Below are 24,543 nucleotides of genomic sequence, written 5' to 3'. Positions count from 1 at the left end.
TTCTCCAGGGCAAATGCCCAATAAAGCTAGGTACCGCTAGAACCCGTGCGCGATTACGCCTGAAGAGGCCGTCTAGGCGCATCGAAAATCGCGCTTACTATTGATCGCCAATGAGCTTGATCGCATTGACGCCCTCAGCCGAGCATATGTCTAATCGTCACGGGATTTGTCGCGGTGGCATAGGGTGGATTAGATCAAATATCTTCATCGATCGGCCGGTTTAACGTAAGTACGGTTGCCGGCCGCGTGCAGACAGGCTAGGTCAATATAGCTCGTCGCTGAATTGCCGATGGTGACTCAATTCGAATGTTGAGCTGGAGTGGATCCGGTCGCTTTCACGGATTTGTCAGGCCCTGAACACGCACATTATAGGTCCGCAGGGTGCCACGCTGATTTTCAGCGTATGCACGTAACGAGCCTGCAATTCCGGTCTTGATGAAGGCCTCGAACATCGTCTTCGCATCTTCAAGGACCGAAACCTGCGTCGAGAGGTAGGCCTGGTCGAACTCACTTTGTGAAGCGGCTTCTAAAGCTCTCATCTTCTCGGCATGTTCGGCGCTCAGGTTCTTCGGGACCGAGGTACCATCCTTTTGAGCAGCATCGGCGAGATCGACGAGCGCTTTCTCATGGTCGCGCATGATGTCATTAGCGAACATTTTTGTCGCGTCATCCTGCGCACTTTTTAGCGCCAGCCTGCTCGCCTCCACTTCAAACTGATTGAAGGAAGCCGCCTCGGCGGTGAAGTCTGCGGGTGATTGCGCGTTCGAGAAAGCGGGCATTAACATCGAAAGACACAGAGTGGCGCAGCAGGCATGGAATGGCTTCATGTTAAACTCTCCCTCAATGACTGTTATGGTTCAGGGCGTCGTGTTCTGGCTGCCCGGCAGCGCATTCCTGTCGGCAGGCCCCGCAGGTGCTTGCTCTTCCGTCTGCCCCCTGTCTGGTGAATTTGACGGTGCTGTATCCGGAGTCGTCCTGACGAAGTAGACGACCACGATCATCGCCAGAGCCACAGCCGCGGCCCCTGCCAAGGGCCATATGTTTCTATAGTTCTTCATATCTGTCTCCGCTTCCGGTTACTTCCGTCGTAAAGCTTATGAACCTTGCGAGCTTGTTCTTGTTGCTCCTTGGCGAATAACCTGCGCTGACGCAGCAGGACATAAACGACCACGGCACCCAGCAGCAATGGGCCTCCAGCGACAACAGCCAGCCAAAATACATCCGCCATAATGCCTCCTGTCAGTTCATGAGGTTGGTGCCACGACGAACCACAGACCAGGGCCAATGTTCCTGGAAATTTGAAAAGCAAGCAGATGGGACAAAAATCGCCTGTCAGATGAGGCGCTGAAGCAAGGCTCAGACGGTGAGGTCGCCGCGGTCGAGGAACGCCTACCGGTCCTCGCCGAGACCAGGAATTTCGTCGGGAGCTTTCACCATCTGCCGTGCCGCAAGTCTAAAGAGGAACGGGACAATTAGATCGACCGCGCAGCGAGACCTTCGGTTGCATTATCATCGACAGAGCATCGGGTCAGGATATAATAATTCAGTTTGATTGCGGGAACAGAGAGTGCAGCCGACGGTTAGGCGCGAATTGGAGGAACACGTTGATGTCAATTTCCCGATGGAGTAGTCCGGTAACAATTTTGAGCACGGAAGGTGGGCGACAAACCGTCCGAGGTCCCTTCGAGGCTCTCATTTTCCTGCTGGACGAATGGCCGGACAAAAGAGGCCCTGCTTACGTACGTGCAAGGAGCGCTTGCCGTGCCGCACTCGCTGGACGTCAAGGCCCAGACTGGGCTCGCGACATGTTCTTGCAGGCGGCTCAGGAAGCGCAGATTGTGCAGCGTCAAAAGGACGAAGCATTATCTTCCGGACCATCCTTTAGGGGAGGTAGGAAAAATTTGTCCTCGAAAGAAGGTTCGAGGATATCCGATAGGGCTAATTATAATCACCCTGGCTAATCGCTTCTGGTCGACAACGGCGGACGCTGTAGGAGTGATCGCAGTTGGGACGCGGGCGCCCCACGGTGTCCTGGGGATGGAATGCGGTCTCACCCTAGGGCTATGGGCGAGGACACATTCCGGGCTAGCCTTGCGAGCCAATGAACATTCCCGCGCGCGCGGAAGTTTTATTTTCACAAGGGTTCGGTGACAGCGGCAGGCGTGCATGTCGGCATGCCGGCGGCGAAGGCGCAGTCGCTGCTTCGCGGTCTGATGACGGTCGACGCGGATATCGAAGCCGATCGGATAGCCATCGAACGCATCACGCTCTGGGCGCTGACGATCTATTCGCCAATCGTTGCCGTCGACGGGATCGATGGCATTGTCATGGATACCGAAGGCGCCGACCACCTGCAGGGCGGCGAGCTGCCAATCGTGACAAAGATCGCCAACCAGTTTCTGGGCAGGAAGCTGACTGCCCGCGTGGCGGTCGCCGACAGCTGGGGTGCGGCCCACGCCTGCGCCCGCGCCATCATCCGCGGAACGATCGTGGTTAAAAAGCTGCCGATATCGCTCCTGCGCCTGCCGTCCAAGATTGTCGGCGATCTGCGCATTCTCGGATCTCAGACGATCGGTGAGCTTGCCAATACCCCGCGCGCGCCGCTGACGTTGCGCTTTGGGCCGGAGGTTGGGCGCCGTCTCGACCAGATGCTCTGTCGTGTTGCCGAGCCGATCGAGCCGATCCGGACGCTTGAGCTGGTCGAAGTCTCGAAAGCCTTCGCTGAACCGATTGGCGCTGCCGAAACGATCAACAAATATGTCGGCCGCCTCGACGTGCGACTGGTCGATGAGCTTGAGACGCGCGGCCTTGGGGTGCGCCGCGCCGACCTGATCGTCGAGAAGGTCGACGGTACCAGACAAGCCATTCGCGCAGGCACTGCCAAGCCGGCCCGTGATATCGCCCGGCTGACGAAACTGTTTCGGGACCGGACCGAAAAGATCGAGCCGGGTTTCGGGATCGAGAAGCTCACCCTTGTCGCCGTCGTGGTAGAGCCATTGGAGGAGGCGCAGAAAGTCTCTGCTCTGGTCGAGGATGACATCACCGATGTGACGCCGTTGATCGATATCTATGGAAACCGCGGCCAGCGAGCCTATCGCGTGTCTCAGGCCGCAAGACGCTTGCATACTACAGGGAAACCTCCAAAGGTAAACGTACGCAAGTGTACAGACGTCGATTGCGACGGCCCTGCGCCCCACAGCCGGGCTCGGGGCCGTTCCGTAAATAGCTCCTCACGAAATATTAAATCTCGGAACTCCCGTGGCGCGGCATGGTTGGTCTAGGGCGGGCCACAAGGCGCGCAAGTGAAAAATCACCATATGAGGAGTGACATATCATGCCAAATCAAGGTGGTACGCACGAACAGCACATGAAGGCCGGCCAGCAGAGCCACAAGAACAGCGACAAGCGTTCGCAGTCGGCATCGGCCTCCAATAATGACGACAATGGCAAGACCCGCGGTGGCACGCATGAGCAACATGTGAAGGCGGGTCAACAGAGCCACAAAAACTCCTAACGCTGACAGACTGGGAATCCCCGCGCGCGTCGTGGGGATTTCCTTGTTTTATTCCCTGACGGGACAGGAAGTTTCATGACCGCTTTCGATGGCCAGTCTGGAACGACCGCCGAGAGTTGAGGAACTGATCATGACGACCGCAGCAGACGTTCTGGTGGAGACCTTGATCGAATGGAAGGTCGACACGATATTCTGCCTTCCGGGAGACGGCATCAATGGCGTCATGGAGGCGCTTCGCAAACGTCAGGATGCGATAAGGTTTGTCCAGGCCCGACACGAGCAATCCGCTGCCTTCATGGCGACGGCCTATGCCAAATGGACCGGCAGGCTCGGCGTCTGTCTTGCCACTTCGGGTCCGGGTGGCACCAATCTTCTGACCGGTCTTTATGACGCCAAGCTGGACCAGGTTCCTGTCCTCGCAATTACCGGGATGCAATATCACGACCTGATCGAAACTTTCACGCAGCAGGACGTCAACCTGACCCGCGTTTTTGAGGATGTCAGCATTTATAACACCGTCGTCAGCGATGCTGCGCATATGGAAAATGTCGCCAGCCTCGCCTGCCGCACGGCGATCGCGCGGCGTGGCGTCGCGCATCTCTCGATAGCAAACGACACGCAGGAAAAGCCAGCCGAGGAAGGACGGTCTCGCCGTAACCTGCCCAGGCATGTTCCAAATGACTGGTTCGCGTATCGCTCTAAACCCGCTGACGAACTCATCCACGAGGCAGCATGCTTGCTCAATCGTGGCAACAGGGTTGCGATACTCGCCGGACGCGGTGTCCTTGGCGCTGAGAAAGATTGAAGCGAACCGCCGAACTGCTTGGCGCGCCGGTGGCGAAAGCTCTTCTGGGCAAGGCGGTCATGGATGATGACGACCCCTTCACCACCGGCGGAATTGGCATTCTGGGAACCGCCGCCTCCCAGGACATCATGAAAAATTGCGATACCCTGCTTATCCCGGGGTCGACATTTCCTTACATCGAATTTTATCTGGATCCAAACAGATCGATCTTGACCCGCAGCGCATCGGACTTCGGCATCCCGTGCAGTGTGGCCTGGTGGGTGACGCAGGTGACATACTGAACCGGTTGAATTCCCTGCTGGAGAAAAAGAGCGACCGGAGTTTTCTGGAAGCCGCGCGGAAAGGGATGCACACCTGGCGCGAACAGATGGCCGCCCTGACGTCGGAGCAATCAACACTTGAAACCGCAGCCAGTGGTGCGTGCCTTCGGCAGGCGTATCGATGGAGACGGAATGCTTGTGACCGATTCCGGTCAGAACACGGAACTGGCTGCGCGTCACGTCGACCTGAAAACCAGCAACGCCTTTGCCGTTTCGGGTGCACTCGCCTCGATGGCATCCGGCTTGCCCTACGCCATTGCCGCCGGATTGGCCTATTCCGGCCGTAACGTATATGCGGTTGTGGGCGACGGTGGACTTGCCATGCAACTCGGCGAATTCTCCACCGCCGTCCGGCATCGGTTGCCTCTGAAGATTCTGGTTATCTGCAATGGGATGCTGAATCAGATTGCATGGGAGCAGATGATGTTCCTCGGCCATCCGCAATTCGCCTGCGAACTCGCACCCATAGACTTTGCCAGGGCGGCCGATGCAATGGGCGGAAAGGGTTTTACGATTTCCGGGTTTGACGAGATAGAACCGGTGCTTGAAGCGGCGTTCGCCGAGGATGGCCCTGTTATCGTCCAGTCGATTGTCGATAAATACGAACCGATGATGCCGCCGAAAATGCCGGACGCTTATAGGACGAACTTCAAGAAGGCGCTGCCCGATACGCCGGGGCATCGGCAGATAGAAGAGAATATGGCGCGCGAGCCGCTGCGGACGATGCTGCGTGGAAAAGGTCTGCCAAAAGCTGACCCGTGATAACCGGTGGCATATCAGCTGTCCGACGCGACAGAGCCATGGTGGAGCAACCATCTCTGCGCGCTGCCATCCTTGCGCTGAGGCGTTCGTCGATTGCGTTCATTCTCTCGATTTCGACCCGCTGGCCGCGGGAAATTTCCGAACAGAGCGCCATCAGTTCCGGGTCAGTGATCGCCGCTTTCCGGCACACGAGAATGGCGCCGGAATGAAGCCGCCGCTCGCTTGAAAGACAGCCTGGACGAGAGGGCGATACAGATCGACATACTGGCCTACCGACAGCTTATCGATGCCGACCTCCGAAACCAGACTGTCTGGAGACGGCCCCAAATCGGTCATTCCATCGAGATCATGTCGATGTATGCATTTGAGAAATTGGAGACGGAGAATGGCTCTAACAATAGGGTGGTCGGTTCGATTCCGTTCAAGGCGTTAGGACTTCAGACACATGCTCATCGCCACGCCCGTCACGCCGTAATATCCGCGGCGTTGCTCCCATTTGTTCTTAGCATCGCCTGACGGATTTGTTGCCGCAACCATGCGCAGCCAAGATCGCTTTCCATATGAAGCGGCCAAACCATTGCCACGGGCGGAAAAGAAAGTGCCAGTGGCACCGGGCTGACCTCAAGTCCCAACAGCGGCCCATAACGAAGTGCGATGCGCGAAGATACGGTGGCAATCACCGCAGACGAACGCGCCGTGGCCAATATCGACATGAAATCGGGAGCCGCCGCCACCACTTCCAGCTCTACACCCGCATGCTCCAGAGCATCCTTGACGCAGCCATGCAGGCTGTCGGTCTGCGAGATCACCGCATGTTGTGCGGCCAAATAGGCATCCATGCTCACCGGGTTGGTAAGCGTTAGCAATTGCGGATTGAAACAGCACAAGACGCTGGATTGATAAAGCGGTTCGCAATGGTGCCGTGAATCCGGGAGATAGCTGCATCCCACAGACAGGTCGACGACGCCTGAATCCAGCATCGCCTCGATCTCCAGTGCATCGCCGCCACGAGCCAGAATACGAATGCCCGGCGCGATATCGCGCAACCGAGCGGTCAGGTCAGGCAGCAACAATAGTTCCACCTCGCTGGACAGCCCCAGCCTGAATGTACGCCGCTCGGTTGCCGGATCGAAGGCATCCGTCATCAACATCGCCGCTTGCGCCTGTCGCAGAGCCTGCCGCACCGGGCCAGACAAATTGAGCGCCCGCGCCGTCGGCTTCATCACCTGCCCGACACGGATGAACAGCTCATCCTGAAACAGCGTGCGCAGGGTGGCTATGTTATGACTCATGGCGGGCTGCTGGATTTTCAATCGTTGTGCTGCACGCGTTACACTCATCTCTTCCATCATCGCATCGAAGGCGACGAGAAGATTGAGGTCGAAGGAACGAAGATTGAAATGATCGATGACCTGCATAAGTTGTATCGATTTGATTGCTGACTAGCGCATCCTTAGCTGATGGGCAGGAACTTGCAAGCCGTTCCGCACCACAACGTAAGGAGCAAACCCATGCCATCTCGTCGTTCCATTCTCAAAAGCGCTCTGACTGGCTTAGCAGCGCCCTTTGTCGCGCCATCAATCGTCTTCGCCAAGGCGCCTTTTGCCGCTGTTCAGGCACCGGGTTTCTACCGGCTGAAGATCGGCTCCGTAGAGGTCACAGCCCTGTTGGACGGCACAGTTGCCCTGCCGCTCGCCAAGCTCTACACCAACACTAGCGAAGAACACGCGCAGGACGCTCTGAATGATGCTTTTCTGCCGGAAATCGTACCAACTTCCGTCAACGCATTCCTGGTCAACACCGGCGAAAGACTGGTGCTGATCGACGCAGGCACCGGTACCTATTTGGGCCCATCGCTCGGCAAGCTCGTGTCCAACATCGAGACTTCCGGATACAAGGTAGGTGACATTGACGATGTCATCCTCACCCATATTCATACCGATCATTCCGGTGGGTTGATGAGCGAAGGCAAACGCACTTTCCCTAACGCCACATTACGGGTCAATGAGCGGGAGGCGAAATTCTGGCTGAGCCCGGAAAACGCCAAAGCGGCGACCGGCATCGTCAAGCAGCATTTTGGCGAGGCAGACCAGTGCGTGACGCCTTACGTGCGAGCTGGAAAATTTGAAACCTTCGGAGATAACCAAGCACCCGTCCCGGGTCTGGGCTCGATTCTTTATGCGGGACATACGCCGGGTCACAGCGCCATCACGCTGGAAAGCGAAGGCCAGAAGATCGTTTTCTGGGGCGACATCACCCATGGCGATATCCTGCAATTCGATGAGCCCGGCATCGCCATAGAATTCGATATCGAACAGAAGGCCGCCGTTGCTGCCCGCGACGTCGCCTTCAGGCAGGCTGTGGAAGGCAAATACCTTGTGGCAGGCGCACATATTGCGTTCCCCGGAATCGGCCACGTGCGTACAGATAGCACCAATTATGACTGGCTCCCGGTCAACTACTCCTAGGATTCCCCCCGATTGAGCGATGGGAAGACTGGGCTCGAGATAGCCCCGTCTTCCGCAGCGACAAAGGTCGTTTCCTACAGGTCGGTCGGCCGGAACCAATTCGCTACTGGTCCGGGTCGAGCGGACCGGAAATTAGAAAAATCTATGGGTGCTCGGCAAGACGCACCCAGCCCGTTGTCGCCACGAGTGCTAGGGGTGTGTCGTGCCTGTTGCAAACTTTCAGTGAAGTCAGCATGACCCCAAAGCGGGGCCTGCCTTCAAGCTTTGTTAACCTTTGACGGCCCAATCGCCACAGGGCCGCTGGCCGCCTATATCGGCGGGTAAGGTTCGGAAGCGTTAAGCCGCACCAACTGCCCGCGAATAGACGCCGGGCGGCATTCCCACATGCCGATTGAAGGCGACGCTGAAAGCGCTGGTCGATCCATAGCCGACGCGCTCGGCAATGTCCGCTATGGGTATATCCTCGCGGAGGAACTCCTTTGCCAGTGCCATACGCCATCCCGTCGCGTATTCCATCGGTGCTACACCAACTTCCTTGCGGAAACGATCGAAGAAGGTCGAGCGAGACATGGTAGCCTCCTGAGCAAGCGTCTCCACCGTCACGCTACGACCCGGATCTGCGTGTATCCGGCGCAAGGTCGGCGCCAGCAGCGGATCGGCCATGCCACGCAGGAGACCCGGCGGCGCTTTGGCGCTTGCTGCCGATCGTAACGCGTCGATTAACAACACATCGAGCAATCGGTGGAGGACCATTTCGCGCGCGGCACGATCAGCCCTCGTCTCCTCGTTGATCATTCGGACGAGAGCGATCAGTCGCTCTTCACCATGAACATGGATGACTTCCGGCAGCAGAGATACGAGAAGGGCTTTGTCATCCGAGCCGAAAGTGCAATGCCCGACCAGTGCCTTGATCTCCGCCGACGTTTCCGGGTCGCCCAGGCGAAAGATACCGGGGCTGGTTTCCAGACGTTGGGGAAGTGCGCCGCGTGGTGGCGGCTCCATGCTGCTCATCGTGAATGAGAAGATCTTTGGGACCAGGACGAAGTCACCCTCAGTGAGCACCATTGGCTCACGACCGGCAATCGTCATCAGGCAACGGCCCTCGACCACGGCGCAGTAGAAGGGGCTTCCGACCTCCGTACGCTCAACGAGCCACCGACCGCCGCCCGTCACCAGCTTTGATATCGACGGGCTCGGCTTCAACAAGGAAACAACTTCGGCAACCGGATCGGTCATCAATTCGGACTTCTGCTAAACAATCTCGGACATGAGCATATAGAAGGTCCGGTTGATCAGGTCCATCTTCAGCTTTGTTAAATGTCAGGAGACGGAACATGCCAAAGATCCTCATCACCGGTTGCTCGTCCGGTTTCGGCCTCGCCATCGCACGCAAATTCTTGAACACCGGGTGGGACGTCGTCGCAACCATGCGCACGCCTCGAAGCGACCTTCTTCCTTCGAACGACAGGCTCGAAATCCTGCAGCTGGATGTCACCAGCGCGGACAGCATTGCTGAGGCGGTCGAAACCGCCGGCACGATCAATGCTCTGGTCAACAATGCCGGGGTCGGCATGCTCAATGTGCTTGAAGGCACGGAGATGTCGAATATCCGCGAACTGTTCGAGACAAACGTCTTCGGTGCGATGGCGATGTCAAAAGCTGTCCTTCCGCAGATGCGATCCCGTCGCTCAGGCGTCATCGTTAACGTCAGCTCGGCCGTCACGATAAGGCCGTTGCCCGCGCTTTCGGTTTACCGCGCCAGCAAGGCAGCGCTCAATGCCTTCACGGAGAGCCTCGCGCTCGAGGCGGCGCTGTTCGGCATCCGCGCTAAACTCGTCCTACCTGGCTCTGCACCGACGACCGGCTTCGGCAAGAATGCTGTCTCGCGCATGGGCATGGAAATCCCCGAGCCTTACCAAGCATTCGTCCAAGACTACCTGACGAAGTTGAGATCCGGGACTGAAGTCACGACGCCGGATGAGGTCGCAGAGGCTGTCTGGAGGTCTGTGACAGAGAGCGATGCGCCAATGAAGATCCCGGCCGGAGCGGACGCGGAAACCTCATATCGCGAAGCCGGTCATTCGCTCGCCTAACATCATCACCCAAATCAACCTTTGAAGGTCCAGACCCATGAATAATCTGATCAATCTCGCGATGCATATTCCGACACCTGAGGCCGCTCTCACCGTAGCCTACACGCCGATCCGTCTTTCGATGCACGGCCGCCAGCCATTGGAACTGCGTCTGACCGCCCCCGCTACGGGGGCCAAGCTTCCGATCGTGCTGCTGTCGCATGGCTACGGCCCATCCAACTACATTCCGTCAAAGGACGGTTACGCTCCTCTTGTCCAGTTTTGGGCCGAGAGAGGGTTCGTGGTGATCCAGCCGACGCATGCGAGTTCTCGCGTCGGTGGCCTGCCGTCAAATTCATCCGGCACGCCATTCTTCTGGCGCGAGCGTGTCAATGAGATGAAGGCGATCCTTGACCAGTTGACCGAAATTGAACGGGAGGCGCCAGCCGTTGCTGGCCGGATGGATCATTCACGCATCGGCGCGGTCGGTCATTCCTTTGGCGGCCACACCGTTGGGCTCCTGCTCGGCGCGCAGGTGGATGGTGAGGATTTTTCCGATCCAAGAATCTCGGCCGGCGTTCTCCTGACGACACCGGGCCGCGGCGGCAAGGACATGACGCCTGAGAGTGCTGCCCGGTTTCCGTTTTTCGACGTCGATTTCTCGACGCTATCGACACGCAGCCTCGTCGTTTGCGGTGATATGGACAATCCGCATTTTACAACCCGCGGTCCTGAGTGGCATGCAGATGCATTCCACGATGCACCGGGCGCTAAAGAAATGCTGATGATGCACGGGGTCGGGCATGGTCTTGGCGGCATTGCAGCTCTCGACGCAAAGGAAACAGACACTGAAGCACCAGACGTGCTGGAAGCGACCCGACGTCTTACGCTCGCCTGGCTTCAGACCGCGCTCGGCGCGGACAAGGGCGCTTGGCCGAGAGCTTGCCTCGCACTTAAGGGTGAGGTCGCAACGCTTGCGGCGGTCAGAGAGAAGCAGATCTAGACCTGGGGGCGATTGTCTCAGGCATCGTCGGGACTGATCTTGTTATGCCCGCTTTTACCGAGATCGCTCGCGATATTGGTGGCGACCGCTTCAACGCAGGCGACCCTCGCGGCTTACGTCGCGGGCACGCGGGTGGGGCTACTCGCCCGTACCTGTTGATCTGGTCGCTCTTCCAGATCCGCGCTGTTCATGGTCCCACCGCCGCCGCGCATTGAGTATTTCCATGACAGGCGATTACGCCGCACTACCAATCCACGTACGTTAAATCAATCAATAATTCAGTTAGCTATTATGTCTGATTGGCAGGTCGCAGGTTCGATTCCGCTCAAGACCTTAATACGCACACGTCCATTGATCGGTAGGGATTGTGCTTGAGCGGAGGAAGGTAGGGGGATCAGAGTCTCCGAAATAGCAAAGCCCTCCAAGCGACATCGGACAAGCATCAGCGGTGGCTACAAAACTACATATGCGTTAATGTGGGTTTTCTTAGATTTGGACTGCGTTAGATGAGCCGATTGACGATCGACATAACGGATCAACAACATCAAAGCCTGAAGGCGCTGGCAGCATTGCAAGGCAAGACAATCAAGCAGTATGCGCTTGAGCTCCTCTTCCCCGGTGACGCAGACGCAGAGCGAATCTGGGGGGAGTTGAGGACGTTGATGAACATGCGCGTCAATGAGGGGCTTGCCGGGAGACTGTCGACCAAAACTGTAGGGGAGATCCTTGACGAGGAGGTTTCCGAGGGTCGTGCTTGACTGCCTATATTCTTACCGCGGAAGCGGAATCAGATCTACCTTCGGTAATCCGCTACACATATACGCAATGGAGTGCTGCGCAGGTACGCCGCTAGTCTCGGGTTTGGAGCGAGGTATCGCAACCCTTGCCGAAGGCAGAGGTTCGTTCAAGGATATGAGTGCGCTTTATCCGGCGTTAAGTATGGCGCGATGCCAGCACCACTACGTCTTTTGTCTGCTTCGTGAGGATGCGCCCGCCCTTATCGTAGCGATTTTTCACGAACGAATGGATCTGATGAAGCGTTCGGTGGATCGTCTGAAAGAATGACGTTTGGGCGGAGGCGAGATTATGTGAGCCCAAGACCGACGAATCGTCGTTGTTGCGTGGCCGAAACATGGGTCGTCAGTTCTGATCCCTTCAAGAGCGAAACCGGCCAAAACCAGGCGGTTGTGCTATCCCGGCAGCCGTTGCATCACCGCCGTCAGGACTTCGCTACCTGCTGCAGTTTGTTTATGTGCTCGCGGCAGAGCGCCTCGATCAGGGCGTGAAGTTGTGCCGTTCGGTCCTGAAGCCAGGCGAGTGCCTCTTCGGAAATTTCGAAACGCTTCGAATAGCGCGCTTTGACGTAGGCCTCGTTGAGAACGTTGTACCATGCGGTAAAACGCTGATGGTCGCGTGGCCAGATGTCGACCAGCCGCTGATCACGATCCTCTGAAAGGCCTCGGAGGAATTTGAGGTTGTGTGACGCAGGTGAATAGTTTGTCACTGTCAGGAGAAAGCAGTTGTAGGCCGTCTCGACCGCCTGATGAAGTTGGAAGGCCGCGATGTTGGCATTGTTATCCTTAAGGGCAAACCCAGCCAACCTGATGAAGGTTTGAGCATCAGGAAAATGCCTGCGGAAATGCTCCTCCGCCACCCTGAGTGCATCGGCAGGGCTGAGCGGTTTCGCTTCAGCCAACGGCCGGTCGTCGAATTCATAGAGCACGACACCTTCACGGGCGAGATCGACGAAGAAGGCTTGGCCATCATGCAGAAAATTGCTGATCTCGCGTGCTCCATGCACGATGAGACCAACGGGTGTCTCGATCTCCTTGTCCCACATCAGCCGGTCGGTTGCCTTGTCCCAGTATTTCGGATCGGCCAGTTCCTTGTTGCTAACGATGACGAGAATATCGAAATCCGATCGATAGCCCTTTGACGTGTGCGGCTCATCCACCCAAGTGCCACGGGCGTAGGAGCCGAACAGAATGATTTTGAAAATCTGCCCGTCTTTCTTGGCCTCGGACTTCGAGCGCTCGACAATGCCGGCGAACTCTTCGTGGATGATCCGGACCACCCTTCCCAGTTCGCGCTGCTTTGTCTGCGGAAGATGTCCGATATCCGTTTTCATAGCCTCACCATCGATTCTTCTGAACGGATATTCTAGCCGTGATCGGGTGGCGATTGCTACTCCACATTGTTGTAGGGGTTGAGGGGCTAGGACGCCATTTTTCGGTTTAGGATCGAGGTCTGTCGGAATAAGAATACATGAACTACCTCCTGGTGGTCCAAGTCTCGTCCACATCCCGCCCCGCCAGAACCGTCAATATTCCATGCCGAAACACAGACATGTCGATATTCCACCAATGACAGAGCAAGAAATGAGCGATTTTACAGGCAGCGCAGCCATCCCTTCACGGACAATTCACCCCCCACAGTCCATCAGCGTCGAAGCGCAAGCGTCACTGTCGCGCCTGGTCGACAAGGACGGCAGTCCCATCAATGCGCAGTATGAAATGCCCTCTCCGGAGGACTTTTCCGGCTGGATGAATAAAAAAGCCGTAGTAGATGCGCATTACGCCGCCGCGGCAAAAGATCTTGCCGGGAGTTTGCAGTCCACAGTCGAGACAATTGTAGTCGAACAAGCAACGATCCATGTCGCGACGCCGCACGGACAATTTGATGCTCGTGGCGCACTGATCGATCTGCATGGCGGCGCATTGGTGTTCGGAGGCGGTGAGGCCTGCCGCGTCAGTGCGCGTCGACAGGCGCACCAGCATGTCGTTCGATGCTACGGCGTCGACTACCGGATGCCGCCTGAGCATCCATATCCGGCCGCTCTTGATGACTGCTTGGCCACGTATCGCCATGTCTTGACTGGTCATTCCTCCGACAAGGTGGTCATCTTGGGTCGATCGGCAGGCGGCAATCTGGCGACCGCCATGCTGCTGCGGGCGAGAGATGAAGGCATGCCAATGCCCGGCAGATTAGTCTTGCTCTCGCCACAGGTTGACCTCACCGAATCGGGCGACAGTTTCCAAACAAACCAGATGATTGATCTCGTTCTGCCGCGCCCGCTCAGATCAAACAACCTGCTCTACGCCGGTGGTGCTGATCTTTCCAATCCCTATCTATCACCGCTCTTCGGCGATTTGGCGGGCCTTCCGCCGACATTCCTGCAGACCGGCACGCGTGACCTGTTCCTATCGAACACGGTGAGGATGCATCGAGCCTTGCGAAAAGCTGGCGTGGAAACAGAATTGCACGTCTTTGAAGCGATGCCCCATGGTGGCTTCATGGGTGGGACACCGGAAGACCAGGAACTCGAAGCGGAGATCCACCGGTTCGTCATGGCAAACTGGAACTGAGGCGGGAAACCCACACAGGTTTGGCGCAGCCCCTCTGTTGACCTGCTACATCCCTGGCCACATTCCTCCGTCAAGTCGGAGGTTTGCTCCTGTGATATAGCCGGCACGGGGGCTCGAGAGAAACGCAATCGCATCCGCAATCTCCTCGAGGGTTCCGACCCTTCCAAGGGGCACCTGAGCAAACATTGGCAGGATTTCTCTCTCTATGTCATTCCAGGGGGCGTCAATGGCCATCCCCTTCTCAATGGCCTTCTTACGGAATGCGGTATCCAAACTGATGCTATGCACCGTTCCAGGCGAAACGGTGTTTGCGGTGATGCCGTGTGCAGCAACGTCTTTTGCGAGCGACGCCGTCATCGCGATCATGGCTGCTTTGGCGGCAGAGTAGTCCGGTCGACTTGCAGGCGGCATCAGGGCCGCCAGGCTTGAGATGTTTATGATCCGACCCCACCGCGACGCTTTCATTGCGGGCAGAACGAGCGAGATGATCCTCACAGATGCGAGCACATTCCTGTCATAGACAGCGGCCCACGTTTCAGAGTTTGTCGAGGTCCAATCCTCCGCCGGGGCAGATCCGCCGGCATTGTTGACCAGGATGTCGATCGAGCCTGCTGCAGCCTTTGAATCACGAACCAGACGATCAACCTGATCCGGCACTGTCAGATCGCCGAATACCGCGAAAGCATGACCTCCAGAGGATATGATATCATGGGCGACCTCCTCTGTTTTCATTCTGTCGCGACCGTGGACAAGAACGGTTGCCCCTTCCTTTGCGAGGCCTCTGGCCACGCCCTCGCCAATCCCCTTACTGCTTCCCGTGACCAGTGCAACCTTGTTTTGGAGTTGTAAGTCCATGATATTTCATCCGTGTTATCGTCTCCTGCAGATATGAGGTTCGTTGATGAAACAGGCAATTACGCACTTTAAAGTGCCTGTCGAGGACAGGGCGACATGCCTCGGAGCCGACGGATCTGTCTCTCATGTGAGCAGGGTGCTTCGGATGATCACAGGACGTTGGAAACTGCCGATCCTTTTCCGATTGTTCGCCGAACCATCATTGCGGGCATCGCAGTTCATGAGAGACATACCTGGCATATCCCAGAAGATGCTAACGCAACATCTCAGGGAACTGGAAAATGACGGCCTCATAATCCGACACGACTTTCAAGAGCAGCCTCCTCGAGTCGAATACTCGCTGAGTTCAGCAGGCCACGGGCTTATGCCGATTTTGATGGCGGTCAGGGAATTCTCTCGGGATTATCCTGTCGAACGGCGTCGATAACTAACTTGGGTGCCGAACGCTTGGCGCAACATTCCGAAAATATCGCTTGTATTATGGACTGAATGGTTCCATATTGACTCCATGGTCAAGCGCACTCAAATATCCGCGTCCGTTGGTCGCCCTCGAGAATTTGAACTCGATGAAGCAGTTCGAAAAGCAATGCAGGTATTTTGGGATCGTGGATATCACGATGCATCACTTCCCGACCTGCTTGAGGGCATGGAGCTTTCCAGAGGCAGCTTTTATAAGGCTTTCGTCGACAAGCGAGGCGTCTATCTGCGTGCCCTCGACGCTTACATCGAGGAAGCCGTTCGCTCGGTCGGTGAAACGCTGCATTCCAATCCGTCGCCCAAAGCCGCAATTCGAGACGCTTTTTCTCAACAGGTGGATCAAGCATCGGGACAGGACGGTTTGCGTGGATGCTTTGTCGTCTTTGCAGCTGTCGAGATGCTCCCAAAGGATAAAGAGGTCGCACCACGTATTTCCCGGCTGTTCAGGCGGCTGCAAGATCTTTATGCGGCGGCGATAATAAGAGCGCAGGCCTTGGGCGAAATCGATCCCGAGCTGGATGAACGAACGCTTGCCAGGTTCCTCGTGTGTCAGATTCAGGGCATGCGGGTCCTTGCCAAAGCAGGAGCGGATCGCGCTGAGACGAGGGCCATGGTCGAACTGGCGCTGAAGGCACTTGGCTGACCCAAATTTGGAACCAAATAGTTCCAAATACTTAACATTGCAAACCGTCGATCGATTTTTTGGTCGATGTGGAGAGACTTATGAGAGACACCAGCAATCCCGATGACAAACTCGATCCACGTCGATGGATAGCACTGGTCATCCTTTTGACCGGCGCCTTTTTGCCACCGCTCGACTTCTTCATCGTCAATGTGGCGCTGCCCTCGATCCGGGAGGATTTCAGGGCCTCTGCGTCAACGATGCAGCTGATTATCTCCGGTTACGCCACCACCTATGCTGTGATGCTGATCACTGGGGGCAGGCTTGGAGATCTCTATGGTCGACGAAATGTCTTTCTGGCTGGAATGGTCGGGTTTGCAGCCGCATCTGCCTTATGCGGTTTTGCCTGGTCTCAGGCCGCGTTGGTCGCTGGCCGTATCCTTCAGGGGTTTGCAGCGGCAATCATGGCACCGCAAGCCTTGGCTTCCATCAATGCGATTTTCCCAGACCACGAAAAATCAAAAGCCCTCAGCTTTTATGCCCTGACATTCGGGGTTGCATCGATGGTTGGTCTGTTTCTCGGTGGTGCGTTGATTGCGCTTGATATCCTTGGACTTGGATGGAGAGCCATCTTCCTCATCAATCTGCCGGTTGTCGCGGTCGCTGCGCCGTCGGCCTTCATCATGTTGCGGGAAACCCGATCTGAGCGCCCAAGCAAACTGGATCTTGGCGGAGCATTGTTGATCGCGATTGCGCTATCTGCGCTGATTGCGCCGCTGATCGAGGGGCGGGAGCAGGGGTGGCCGATCTGGCTAATCCTGATGCTTGCCACGTCCCTCCCGTTTTTCCTCCTGTTCTGGCGGCATGAGAAACACCTGGAGTCGGCGGGGAGAGATCCGATTCTTGCACCTAGCCTGCTGCAAAACCGTGGACTAATGCGCGGGCTGCTGGCTGCATTGTTCTTCTACGCGCTTGCGGCCTTCTGGCTGATATTCTCGGTCTATCAGCAGGGTGGCCTTGGTCTGACGCCTTTCGAGGCCGGGCTGGCGATCCTTCCTGCGGCCGTCGGCTTCGTCCTTGGTCCTTTTGCAAGTGAGCGCATCCTCCGCGTCTTCGGAAGATTTTCCGCCGGCGCCGGCATGGTGCTGCAAGCTGCAGGGTTGTTTGGAACGGCGGCCTTGATTTCGAATGGCCTTCCGCAATTCCTTTTTGCTGCGCTTTTTCTTATCGGAGCGGGGCAGGGGATCGCCCTTCCAAACCTGGTGAAGAGCATCGTGCAAAGGGTGGACCGGACGCAGTCAGGATTGGCCTCTGGTCTGGTCAATTCGATGTTTCAGATTGGCGGTGCGTTGGCAGCCGCAATCGTTGGCGGATTGTTCTTCTCGATCTTGGGGTCGGCCACAGACGTTCAATCCATTGGCCGAGCATACAGCGTTGCAGCCGTTGCAATTGCCATTTGTCTTCTCATCGCGGGATGGCTTTCCGTCAGCCTGACATCGCCCCAACCGTTGCGTCGATGAGCGGCGCGATAGCAGCGCATTACCAGCCGATCGCGCTGAAACGGCGTGAAACTCCCGAGCAAAACAGAGACATTCAGAGGTACTCTCCATGAACAACATCTCCACATTACCTCTTTCCGGCAAGCGCGCGCTGGTCACCGGTGCGGCACGCGGTATCGGTGCGGCAATTGCGCTAAAACTGGCCGAGGATGGTGCCGACGTTGCGATCACCTATGAGAAGTCGGTCGAGAAAGCGGAAGCTCTCGTTGCCAAGATCCGCGCCATGGGTCGAAATGCGATCGCCATCCATGCCGATGCCGCGAGCACATCCGCCGCCATGGCTACCGTCGCACAAACTGTCGCTGAGCTCGGCGGCCTTGATATTCTGGTCAATAATGCCGGTGTCCTTTTCGCAAGTGATTTCTCCACGCAGCCACTTGAGGAGATTGATCTTCAGCTGAACGTCAATGTTCGCGGCGTCTTTCTGATCACCCAGGCTGCGCTGAAATACATCCCCAACGGAGGTCGCATCATCAGTACCGGCAGCAATGCGGGTCTGGCTGTGCCGTTCGCGGGGATCGCGGTCTATGCCGCGACCAAGTCTGCGCTGGAAAGCTTCACGCGCGGTCTCGCACGTGAGCTGGGCTCTCGGGAAATTACCGTCAATCTGGTCCGACCAGGTCCGATTGATACTGACATGAACCCTGCCGATGGCGCGCTTGCAGCCGCTATTCTGCCAAACCTGTCGATTGCTCGATATGGTAAAACCAGAGAAGTCGCTGAGGCCGTCGCCTTTCTTGCGGGGCCCGGTGCAGCCTACATCACCGGCTCAGGCATTCTCGTCGATGGCGGCATCAGTGCCTGAGCATTGATACGAGGCGGTGCCTCGCCGCTCTGTCCTGCAGGTGATAACGCGGAATTTGGGCGCCCACGGGCTGCGGAGTTCCCTCCGCTGCACTGTACGCGTGATTTTGGCGAAGCGGGCTGCGGCCATCATCCAGGAATTTCTCCACTCCGTTGGTGGTTTTCCTGAGTTGCAATCGTACCAAGGTAGCAAATATGGGTGGCCTGGTTTCTGCGCAAGCGCCCGTTGAGCGGTAACAGACCTAACGTATGAACATGGAGAAACATTTGAAGACCATCGGCATACTTGGCGGAATGTCCGCGACGTCAACCCAGATTTATTACCGAGAACTCTGCAGGCTTACCCGCGAGAGCCTGGGAGGACTTCATTCTCCCGAGCTTCTCATACGGTCTGTCGACTTCGACGAAATCGAAAAGTTGCAGGCATCCTCCGATTGGGACGCCGCGGGCCGAATCCTCAATGAACATGCTATCGCGCTGCAGCGCGGCGGCGCCGACCTCCTCATCCTTGCGACAAACACCATGCACAAGGTGGCGGACAAGATCGTGGGCGGGGTGTCTATTCCCTTCGTGCACATCGCGGACGCAACTGCAACCGCTATCCTCGACCGCGGTTTCCGGAGACCGGGTTTGATGGCAACCGCCTTCACCATGGAGCAGACCTTCTACACCGACCGCCTCATCGCTCAGGGGCTGTCGCCAACGATCCCTGAAGCTGATGATCGAGCTGAAACCCATCGTATTATCTATGAAGAGCTGTGCCGCGACATCGTTCGCGAGGAGAGCCGCTTGACCTATGAAAGGATTGCGCAGCGTCTGGTCGACAAAGGCTGCGACTGTCTTATCCTTGGCTGTACCGAGGTGGGTATGCTGTTAAACCAGGATAACGTAGGCGTTCCCGTCTTCGACACGACCCTCATTCATTGCAAAGCCGCCCTTCAAGCTGCTGTACAATGACATGTTGTGTTCTGACGGTCGATCGATTGTGAGAACGATGAGGGGCAATGGTCAAACCTGTTCGCCCAGGTGATGCCGGACCCACTTCGCTTCTTCCGATGCGGTACGCCCGAAATGCCGTCTGAAGTCGCGGCTGAATTGCGCCGGGCTGACATAGCCCACTGACGCCGCCACCTCTGCAATTGTTCCAGTCTGGCGGGCGATCATCAGTCTCGCTTCATGGAGCCGCATCGCCTTCACATATTGCATCGGACTTGAGCCTGTCAGTTCCTTGAAATGGACATGGTAGGAAGGAACGCTCATGCCCACCGCTCTGGCAAGGTCCGCGACGGTGATTTCAGAGCCGTAGTTTTTGCGCAGCCATGCCAGGCTCTCGACCAGTTTTCCCGACGTCCCTTTCCGCTGCAGGGCGGCGATCACTGCGCCGCCTTGCGGCCCTGACATGACCCGGTAATGCAGCTCACGCAGGATGGAGTGTCCAAGGACAGCGACCTCAACCGGACTGCCAAGCACCGTCAGCAAGCGCAGCAGGACGTCTTCGATACTGCTATCCATCCTGCTCGAGAAGAGCCCTTTTGGCTTGACGCTTGCAGGACCGGCGAGTTTTTCGAGCTGCGTGGCGATCTCGGCCGCCATCTGCATATCGAACTCTAAATAGACCGCGAGCAATGGCCGCCGTGCACTGGCTGTAGATGTCATCCGGAAGGGAACGGGCACCGAAACGGCAAGATAGTGGTCTTCGTCGTAGAGGTAGATTTCCCCGTCCAGAATGCCGTGTTTGCTCCCCTGCAATACGAACACGGCACCCGGCTTATAAAGAACCGGAATGTCATTCAGCACTGCTTCCGTGCGTAGGATACGGATACAACCGAGCCCGGTCTGGTTGTAGCCAAGACGAGGAGCGAGTTGTCCGGCCAAGGCGGCAGACTGGTCATGTGTAGAGGGCGGCGTTTTACAGTTCATAGGAATTGGCAAAACTCTAAAAGGATCCGCAATCGAACCCGCGTTGTCTCCAGACTATCTGTCACATCAACGGGTAATCAAGGAGTTTCAGAAATGTCGAGCAAAACGTTTTTCATAACAGGGGCGAACTCGGGCTTTGGATTGGCGATCGCCACTGCCGCAATCGAAGCCGGTCATACCGTCATCGGGACCATCCGCTCCGAAGCCTCGCGCGAAGCGCTGGCAAAGACCCTCCCGGAACTGCGCCCGGTCCTCTGCGACGTCACCGATTTTGATCGTATTCCGGTCGCGGTGCAGCAAGCGGAGGAAGAGCATGGCCCAGTCGATGCGCTGATCAACAATGCCGGATATGGGCACGAGGGTGTGCTTGAGGAATCGCCGATCGAGGAGATGCGCCGCCAGTTCGACGTGAACGTGTTTGGCGCCGTTGCAGTCGCCAAGGCGTTTCTGCCAAGGTTCCGTGAGCGCCGAAGCGGCTTTATCGTCAACGTCACGTCGATGGGCGGCATGATCACCATGCCCGGCATCGCCTATTACTGCGGCAGCAAGTTCGCGTTGCAGGGTATTTCAGAGGTCATGCGTTCGGAAATGGCGCCGTTCGGTGTACACGTAACAACCCTTTGCCCCGGCTCGTTTCGGACGGACTGGGCAGGCCGTTCCATGGTCCGCACAGAGCGTTCCATTCCTGACTATGATACCCTGTTTGATCCGATCCGCGAGGCGCGTCAGGCAGTGAGCGGCAAGCAGCTCGGAAATCCGCAAAAGCTCGCCGACGCGGTGCTGACCCTCATCGAATCTGACAATCCCCCGCCGCAACTTCTCCTTGGCAGCGATGCGCTCAAACATGTAACGGCGCGGATCGAACGCCTGACCCAGGAAATCGAAGCTTGGATGGGCGTGACTGTCTCCACAGACGGCTAACGCGAACCCAAAATTTGCTGTTGACGATCTGCCTACTAGAAGGTAGACAAGCTGCATGAGCAATCTTTCGACCACCTCGGACGACATTCTGGCGTCCACCCGACACCTTCTGATAAGCGGCGGCTACAATGGCTTCAGCTACGCCGATATCTCGGAGATTGTCGGTATCCGCAAAGCAAGCATTCATCATCATTTTCCCAGCAAGGTCGATCTGGTGCGTGAGCTGGTCAAGCGTTATCGGGAGGATGGCCAGGCAAGCGTGGCAGTCCTTGAGCAGAAGGTTCCGAATGCTCTGGACATCCTCAAGGCTTATGCAAACCACTGGGCTGCATGCATTGAGGATGCCAGCAGACCCTACTGTGTCTGTGCTATGCTTGCCAGTGAACTGCCATCCCTCCCCACGGAAGTCGCAACCGAGGTTACGAACTTTTTTCGCTTCATCTCCTCGTGGCTGGCTTCGGTCATGGAGCGAGGTTCCAAGCAGGGCGAACTGAGTCTTACCAGTGCGCCGCATGTCGAAGCCGAAACATTTCTGGCAACCGTCTACGGGGCAATGCTTTCGGCGAGAGCCAATGGGAAGCCGGAAGTGTTCTCAATGATACTCGAACCTGCCCTCAATCGTCTCACGCCGACGGTTTCTCACTAATCCTGCGTGGCAAGGCTACTCGGGTCAATCGCGTCCGTCGAAACTACCAACTAGTAGGAAGATAAAAATGAGAAATACTTTCCCAGCCTTGGCCCTCGGGCTGACCACCATCCTTGCTGTAACTGTCCTTTCGGCACCCGCATCTGCCGAAGATAAGAAAGCCGCGCCGATCCATGTCCGCGGCAGCATCGTCGACTACCAGGCGTCAACGCTCAAGGTGAAGACCCGCGAAGGCGAGACTGTCGACGTGGCCCTTGCCAACGACTGGAAAGTCGCCAGCGTTGCCAACGCAAAGGTCACCGACATCAAGCCGGGCGATTTTGTGGGTATCGCATCATTGCCAAAGGCCGACGGCGGCGATGGCGCGCTTGAGGTCCTCATTTTTCCGCCGGCAATGAAAGGCACAGGCGAGGGGAGCTACGGTTGGGATCTGAAGCCCGACAGCAGCATGACCAATGCGACGGTCGCGGATGCCGTTAAAGGCGTCGATGGCCGGACTGTCACCGTGACCTATCATGGCAAGGAAAAGAAGATCGCCATTCCGGATGGGACACCGGTCGTGACCATCGCCGCGGCCACCAAGGATGATCTCGTTCCTGGCGCCGTTGTCTTCATCACCGCCGAAAAGACTGCAACAGGCCCCATCGCCCATCAGGTGGTCGTCGGCAAGAATGGCGTGGTTCCACCCATGTGAAGACCACGCCGTCACTGGCCGGAGCAGCCGCCTTACTGCTTCGGCCCGTGACTACAGATCGACGCTGCTTGGTGTGCAGCCGCTAATGCACAGATGAAAGACGCTGAGATGAGCGCAGACGCTTCCAATGACAATGTTCAATACCCTCGGACGATCTTTATCCGCCGCCACTCCGTTGTGACTCGGCTTACGCACTGGCTGAACGTGCTTTGCCTGGGCTTCCTTCTTTTGAGCGGGCTTCAGATCTTCAATGCCCACCCGGAGCTTTATTGGGGTCATTATGGCGCGAACGGCGATCCCGCCATCCTGACAATCGGCTCAGATGATGGCGGTGGTCAGCCGCGCGGTTTCGTTCGTATTGCCGGGCTGGAGATCCCCACGACGGGCGTGCTTGGCGTTTCTCAGGCTGACGGCGAACAAGTCTCACGCGCTTTTCCCTCCTGGGCAACCATCCCTTCATTCCAGGATCTTGCGGCCGGACGTCGCTGGCATTTCTTCTTCGCCTGGCTGTTTGTGATCAACGGCATTGTCTATCTCTGCTTCAGCGTGCTGAGCGGACATTTCCGCAAAGATCTCGCGCCAAAGCCCCATGAGATCTCGCCGCGCCACCTCGGCCGCGAAATCCTCGACCACGCTCGGCTCCGCTTTCCGGAAGGGGAGAAGGCCAAACACTACAACGCGCTTCAAAAGCTCACCTATCTGGCGGTCATTGTCGTTCTGCTGCCGCTGATGGTGCTGACAGGTTTGACAATGTCGCCGGGCGTCGATGCCGCTCTGCCGTCCCTTGTCGATATTTTCGGCGGACGCCAGTCCGCGCGCACGATCCATTTCATCACAGCGTCGGCGCTTGTCATCTTCGTCATCGTGCACGTGGCAATGGTGGTCCTTTCCGGGACCTGGAACAACATCCGCTCGATGATCACCGGACGCTATGCGATCCAGGAGAAAGGCCAGAAATCATGAGCAAGCTTTTCACCCGACGCCGCTTTCTCATCGGCGGCACGCTCGGGGCCAGCGCCCTTACTCTCTCGGGTTGCGACCTCTTGGACCAGAACGCAGACGTCGCAAACGTCCTTCGCTCAGCTGAGCATCTGACCATGAAAGCCCAGAGACTGCTTCAGGGGCGCGATTCACTGGCGCGCGAGTTTGACGAAAAGGACATTTCCCCCTCCTTCCGTGTCAATGGAACGAGTGCTCCCGACAGCGATGAATATGCGGAACTGTTGGAAGGTCACTTCACAAACTGGCGACTGAAGATCGACGGTCTTGTTGATCGGCCTCGAGAGATTTCGCTCATAGATCTGAAGGCGCTTCCCTCCCGCACCCAGATCACCCGCCATGACTGCGTCGAAGGCTGGAGCGCCATCGCCAAGTGGAGAGGCGTTCCGCTCGCCCATCTGTTGCGCCTTACCGGCGTCAAGCCGACGGCGCGATATGTCGTCCTGCATTGTGCCGACGAGCTCGAAAAGACGCTCGACGGAAGCGGCCGCTATTACGAGAGCATTGATCTCATCGACGCGGTTCATCCGCAAACCATCCTCGCCTACGAGATGAACGGCGAGGACCTTAGCGTTGGTCACGGCGCGCCCTTGCGTCTCAGGGTCGAGCGGCAACTGGGGTACAAACAGGCCAAGTACATCATGCGCATCGAACTGGTCGACAGCTTCGCCGGCCTGTGGGGCGGGAACGGCGGCTATTGGGAAGATCGCGGCTACGAATGGTACGCCGGCATCTAA

The 24,543-nt window shown here is 57.2% G+C and carries 25 protein-coding genes and 2 pseudogenes; 19 read left to right on the top strand and 8 right to left on the bottom strand.

Annotated elements, in window-relative coordinates:
• Window positions 1-335: 335 nt before the first annotated feature.
• Genes ACQZ63_RS26205 through ACQZ63_RS26195 form a run of 3 tightly spaced genes read right to left on the bottom strand, consistent with a single transcriptional unit; the run spans window position 336 to window position 1,228 of the window.
• A complete protein-coding gene (locus ACQZ63_RS26205) occupies window positions 336-827 on the bottom strand; it encodes a DUF4142 domain-containing protein (RefSeq protein ID WP_173998349.1) in 492 nt (163 codons plus the stop codon).
• Window positions 828-857: 30 nt separating this feature from the next.
• The gene (locus tag ACQZ63_RS26200) at window positions 858-1,058 is read right to left on the bottom strand and encodes a hypothetical protein (RefSeq protein WP_173998351.1); all 201 of its coding nucleotides are present in this window, start codon (window positions 1,056-1,058) and stop codon (window positions 858-860) included.
• Window positions 1,055-1,228 carry a hypothetical protein gene (locus tag ACQZ63_RS26195; RefSeq protein ID WP_173998353.1) on the bottom strand — a complete coding sequence of 58 codons (174 nt, stop codon included), beginning with the start codon at window positions 1,226-1,228 and terminating at the stop codon, window positions 1,055-1,057. The genes ACQZ63_RS26200 and ACQZ63_RS26195 overlap by 4 nt, the downstream gene beginning before the upstream one ends.
• A gap of 379 nt (window positions 1,229-1,607) precedes the next feature.
• Here ACQZ63_RS26195 and ACQZ63_RS26190 point away from each other — a divergent pair, with 379 nt between their 5' ends.
• The 4 genes and pseudogenes from ACQZ63_RS26190 to ACQZ63_RS26175 all read left to right on the top strand — a co-directional run bounded on the left by ACQZ63_RS26190 (window position 1,608) and on the right by ACQZ63_RS26175 (window position 5,401).
• Window positions 1,608-1,961, top strand: coding sequence for a DUF982 domain-containing protein (locus tag ACQZ63_RS26190; RefSeq protein WP_173998355.1), 354 nt, complete (start codon window positions 1,608-1,610; stop codon window positions 1,959-1,961).
• Window positions 1,962-2,147: 186 nt separating this feature from the next.
• Window positions 2,148-3,113, top strand: a pseudogene (locus ACQZ63_RS26185) (Y-family DNA polymerase); the annotation flags it as partial.
• 221 nt (window positions 3,114-3,334) lie between these two features.
• Window positions 3,335-3,514: a hypothetical protein gene (locus ACQZ63_RS26180; protein ID WP_173998357.1), complete on the top strand. Its 180-nt coding sequence runs from the start codon at window positions 3,335-3,337 to the stop codon at window positions 3,512-3,514.
• 130 nt (window positions 3,515-3,644) lie between these two features.
• Window positions 3,645-5,401: pseudogene (locus tag ACQZ63_RS26175) on the top strand (thiamine pyrophosphate-binding protein).
• A gap of 464 nt (window positions 5,402-5,865) precedes the next feature.
• Here the strand turns inward: ACQZ63_RS26175 and ACQZ63_RS26170 are convergent.
• Entirely contained in the window at window positions 5,866-6,819 is a 954-nt protein-coding gene (locus tag ACQZ63_RS26170; protein ID WP_065689089.1) for a LysR family transcriptional regulator, read from the bottom strand.
• A gap of 93 nt (window positions 6,820-6,912) precedes the next feature.
• Between ACQZ63_RS26170 and ACQZ63_RS26165 the strand changes: the two genes are divergently transcribed.
• Window positions 6,913-7,869, top strand: coding sequence for an MBL fold metallo-hydrolase (locus ACQZ63_RS26165; RefSeq protein ID WP_173998359.1), 957 nt, complete (start codon window positions 6,913-6,915; stop codon window positions 7,867-7,869).
• Window positions 7,870-8,205: 336 nt separating this feature from the next.
• On the opposite strand, the gene ACQZ63_RS26160 is transcribed toward ACQZ63_RS26165, so the two are convergent.
• Window positions 8,206-9,105: an AraC family transcriptional regulator gene (locus ACQZ63_RS26160; RefSeq protein WP_173998360.1), complete on the bottom strand. Its 900-nt coding sequence runs from the start codon at window positions 9,103-9,105 to the stop codon at window positions 8,206-8,208.
• Window positions 9,106-9,203: 98 nt separating this feature from the next.
• Between ACQZ63_RS26160 and ACQZ63_RS26155 the strand changes: the two genes are divergently transcribed.
• The 3 genes from ACQZ63_RS26155 to ACQZ63_RS26145 all read left to right on the top strand — a co-directional run bounded on the left by ACQZ63_RS26155 (window position 9,204) and on the right by ACQZ63_RS26145 (window position 11,702).
• The gene (locus ACQZ63_RS26155) at window positions 9,204-9,962 is read left to right on the top strand and encodes an SDR family oxidoreductase (protein WP_080850543.1); all 759 of its coding nucleotides are present in this window, start codon (window positions 9,204-9,206) and stop codon (window positions 9,960-9,962) included.
• Window positions 9,963-9,999: 37 nt separating this feature from the next.
• Window positions 10,000-10,944: an alpha/beta hydrolase family protein gene (locus ACQZ63_RS26150; protein WP_065689093.1), complete on the top strand. Its 945-nt coding sequence runs from the start codon at window positions 10,000-10,002 to the stop codon at window positions 10,942-10,944.
• A gap of 506 nt (window positions 10,945-11,450) precedes the next feature.
• Complete coding sequence (locus tag ACQZ63_RS26145; RefSeq protein WP_173998362.1) at window positions 11,451-11,702, top strand: antitoxin; 252 nt, start codon at window positions 11,451-11,453, stop codon at window positions 11,700-11,702.
• Window positions 11,703-12,163: 461 nt separating this feature from the next.
• On the opposite strand, the gene ACQZ63_RS26140 is transcribed toward ACQZ63_RS26145, so the two are convergent.
• Window positions 12,164-13,072, bottom strand: a complete 909-nt coding sequence (locus ACQZ63_RS26140) for a nucleotidyltransferase and HEPN domain-containing protein (protein ID WP_065689096.1) — start codon at window positions 13,070-13,072, stop codon at window positions 12,164-12,166.
• A gap of 250 nt (window positions 13,073-13,322) precedes the next feature.
• Here ACQZ63_RS26140 and ACQZ63_RS26135 point away from each other — a divergent pair, with 250 nt between their 5' ends.
• Complete coding sequence (locus ACQZ63_RS26135; protein WP_065689097.1) at window positions 13,323-14,309, top strand: alpha/beta hydrolase; 987 nt, start codon at window positions 13,323-13,325, stop codon at window positions 14,307-14,309.
• Window positions 14,310-14,354: 45 nt separating this feature from the next.
• Here the strand turns inward: ACQZ63_RS26135 and ACQZ63_RS26130 are convergent, their stop codons facing one another.
• Window positions 14,355-15,164 (bottom strand): SDR family NAD(P)-dependent oxidoreductase, encoded by an 810-nt coding sequence (locus tag ACQZ63_RS26130; protein WP_065689098.1) that lies wholly within the window; start codon window positions 15,162-15,164, stop codon window positions 14,355-14,357.
• Window positions 15,165-15,210: 46 nt separating this feature from the next.
• Here ACQZ63_RS26130 and ACQZ63_RS26125 point away from each other — a divergent pair, with 46 nt between their 5' ends.
• The 5 genes from ACQZ63_RS26125 (at window position 15,211) to ACQZ63_RS26105 (ending at window position 19,583) form a co-directional block, all read left to right on the top strand.
• Window positions 15,211-15,591 carry a winged helix-turn-helix transcriptional regulator gene (locus ACQZ63_RS26125; RefSeq protein ID WP_065689099.1) on the top strand — a complete coding sequence of 127 codons (381 nt, stop codon included), beginning with the start codon at window positions 15,211-15,213 and terminating at the stop codon, window positions 15,589-15,591.
• Window positions 15,592-15,600: 9 nt separating this feature from the next.
• Complete coding sequence (locus ACQZ63_RS26120) at window positions 15,601-16,284, top strand: TetR/AcrR family transcriptional regulator (RefSeq protein ID WP_448799448.1); 684 nt, start codon at window positions 15,601-15,603, stop codon at window positions 16,282-16,284.
• A gap of 80 nt (window positions 16,285-16,364) precedes the next feature.
• Window positions 16,365-17,783: an MFS transporter gene (locus tag ACQZ63_RS26115; RefSeq protein WP_173998364.1), complete on the top strand. Its 1,419-nt coding sequence runs from the start codon at window positions 16,365-16,367 to the stop codon at window positions 17,781-17,783.
• Between the two features lie 88 nt (window positions 17,784-17,871).
• Window positions 17,872-18,627: an SDR family oxidoreductase gene (locus tag ACQZ63_RS26110; protein ID WP_173998366.1), complete on the top strand. Its 756-nt coding sequence runs from the start codon at window positions 17,872-17,874 to the stop codon at window positions 18,625-18,627.
• 266 nt (window positions 18,628-18,893) lie between these two features.
• Window positions 18,894-19,583 (top strand): aspartate/glutamate racemase family protein, encoded by a 690-nt coding sequence (locus ACQZ63_RS26105; protein ID WP_112153591.1) that lies wholly within the window; start codon window positions 18,894-18,896, stop codon window positions 19,581-19,583.
• 51 nt (window positions 19,584-19,634) lie between these two features.
• Here ACQZ63_RS26105 and ACQZ63_RS26100 read toward each other — a convergent pair whose 3' ends face one another.
• Window positions 19,635-20,546: an AraC family transcriptional regulator gene (locus tag ACQZ63_RS26100; protein ID WP_173998368.1), complete on the bottom strand. Its 912-nt coding sequence runs from the start codon at window positions 20,544-20,546 to the stop codon at window positions 19,635-19,637.
• Between the two features lie 93 nt (window positions 20,547-20,639).
• On the opposite strand from ACQZ63_RS26100, the gene ACQZ63_RS26095 reads away from it, so the two are divergent.
• The 5 genes from ACQZ63_RS26095 to ACQZ63_RS26075 all read left to right on the top strand — a co-directional run bounded on the left by ACQZ63_RS26095 (window position 20,640) and on the right by ACQZ63_RS26075 (window position 24,543).
• A complete protein-coding gene (locus ACQZ63_RS26095) occupies window positions 20,640-21,467 on the top strand; it encodes an oxidoreductase (protein ID WP_127966515.1) in 828 nt (275 codons plus the stop codon).
• A gap of 55 nt (window positions 21,468-21,522) precedes the next feature.
• Window positions 21,523-22,113 (top strand): TetR/AcrR family transcriptional regulator, encoded by a 591-nt coding sequence (locus ACQZ63_RS26090; protein WP_003519161.1) that lies wholly within the window; start codon window positions 21,523-21,525, stop codon window positions 22,111-22,113.
• 67 nt (window positions 22,114-22,180) lie between these two features.
• Window positions 22,181-22,807: a hypothetical protein gene (locus ACQZ63_RS26085; protein WP_003519160.1), complete on the top strand. Its 627-nt coding sequence runs from the start codon at window positions 22,181-22,183 to the stop codon at window positions 22,805-22,807.
• Between the two features lie 108 nt (window positions 22,808-22,915).
• On the top strand, window positions 22,916-23,770 hold the full coding sequence (locus tag ACQZ63_RS26080) for a cytochrome b/b6 domain-containing protein (protein WP_041694735.1): 855 nt from the start codon (window positions 22,916-22,918) through the stop codon (window positions 23,768-23,770).
• Complete coding sequence (locus tag ACQZ63_RS26075; protein WP_013637168.1) at window positions 23,767-24,543, top strand: molybdopterin-binding protein; 777 nt, start codon at window positions 23,767-23,769, stop codon at window positions 24,541-24,543. The genes ACQZ63_RS26080 and ACQZ63_RS26075 overlap by 4 nt, the downstream gene beginning before the upstream one ends.

It is taken from the genome of Agrobacterium sp. CG160-95 (assembly GCF_053521725.1).
Note: the sequence above shows the minus strand (reverse complement) of the source record. Positions and strands in the feature narration are given on the sequence as shown.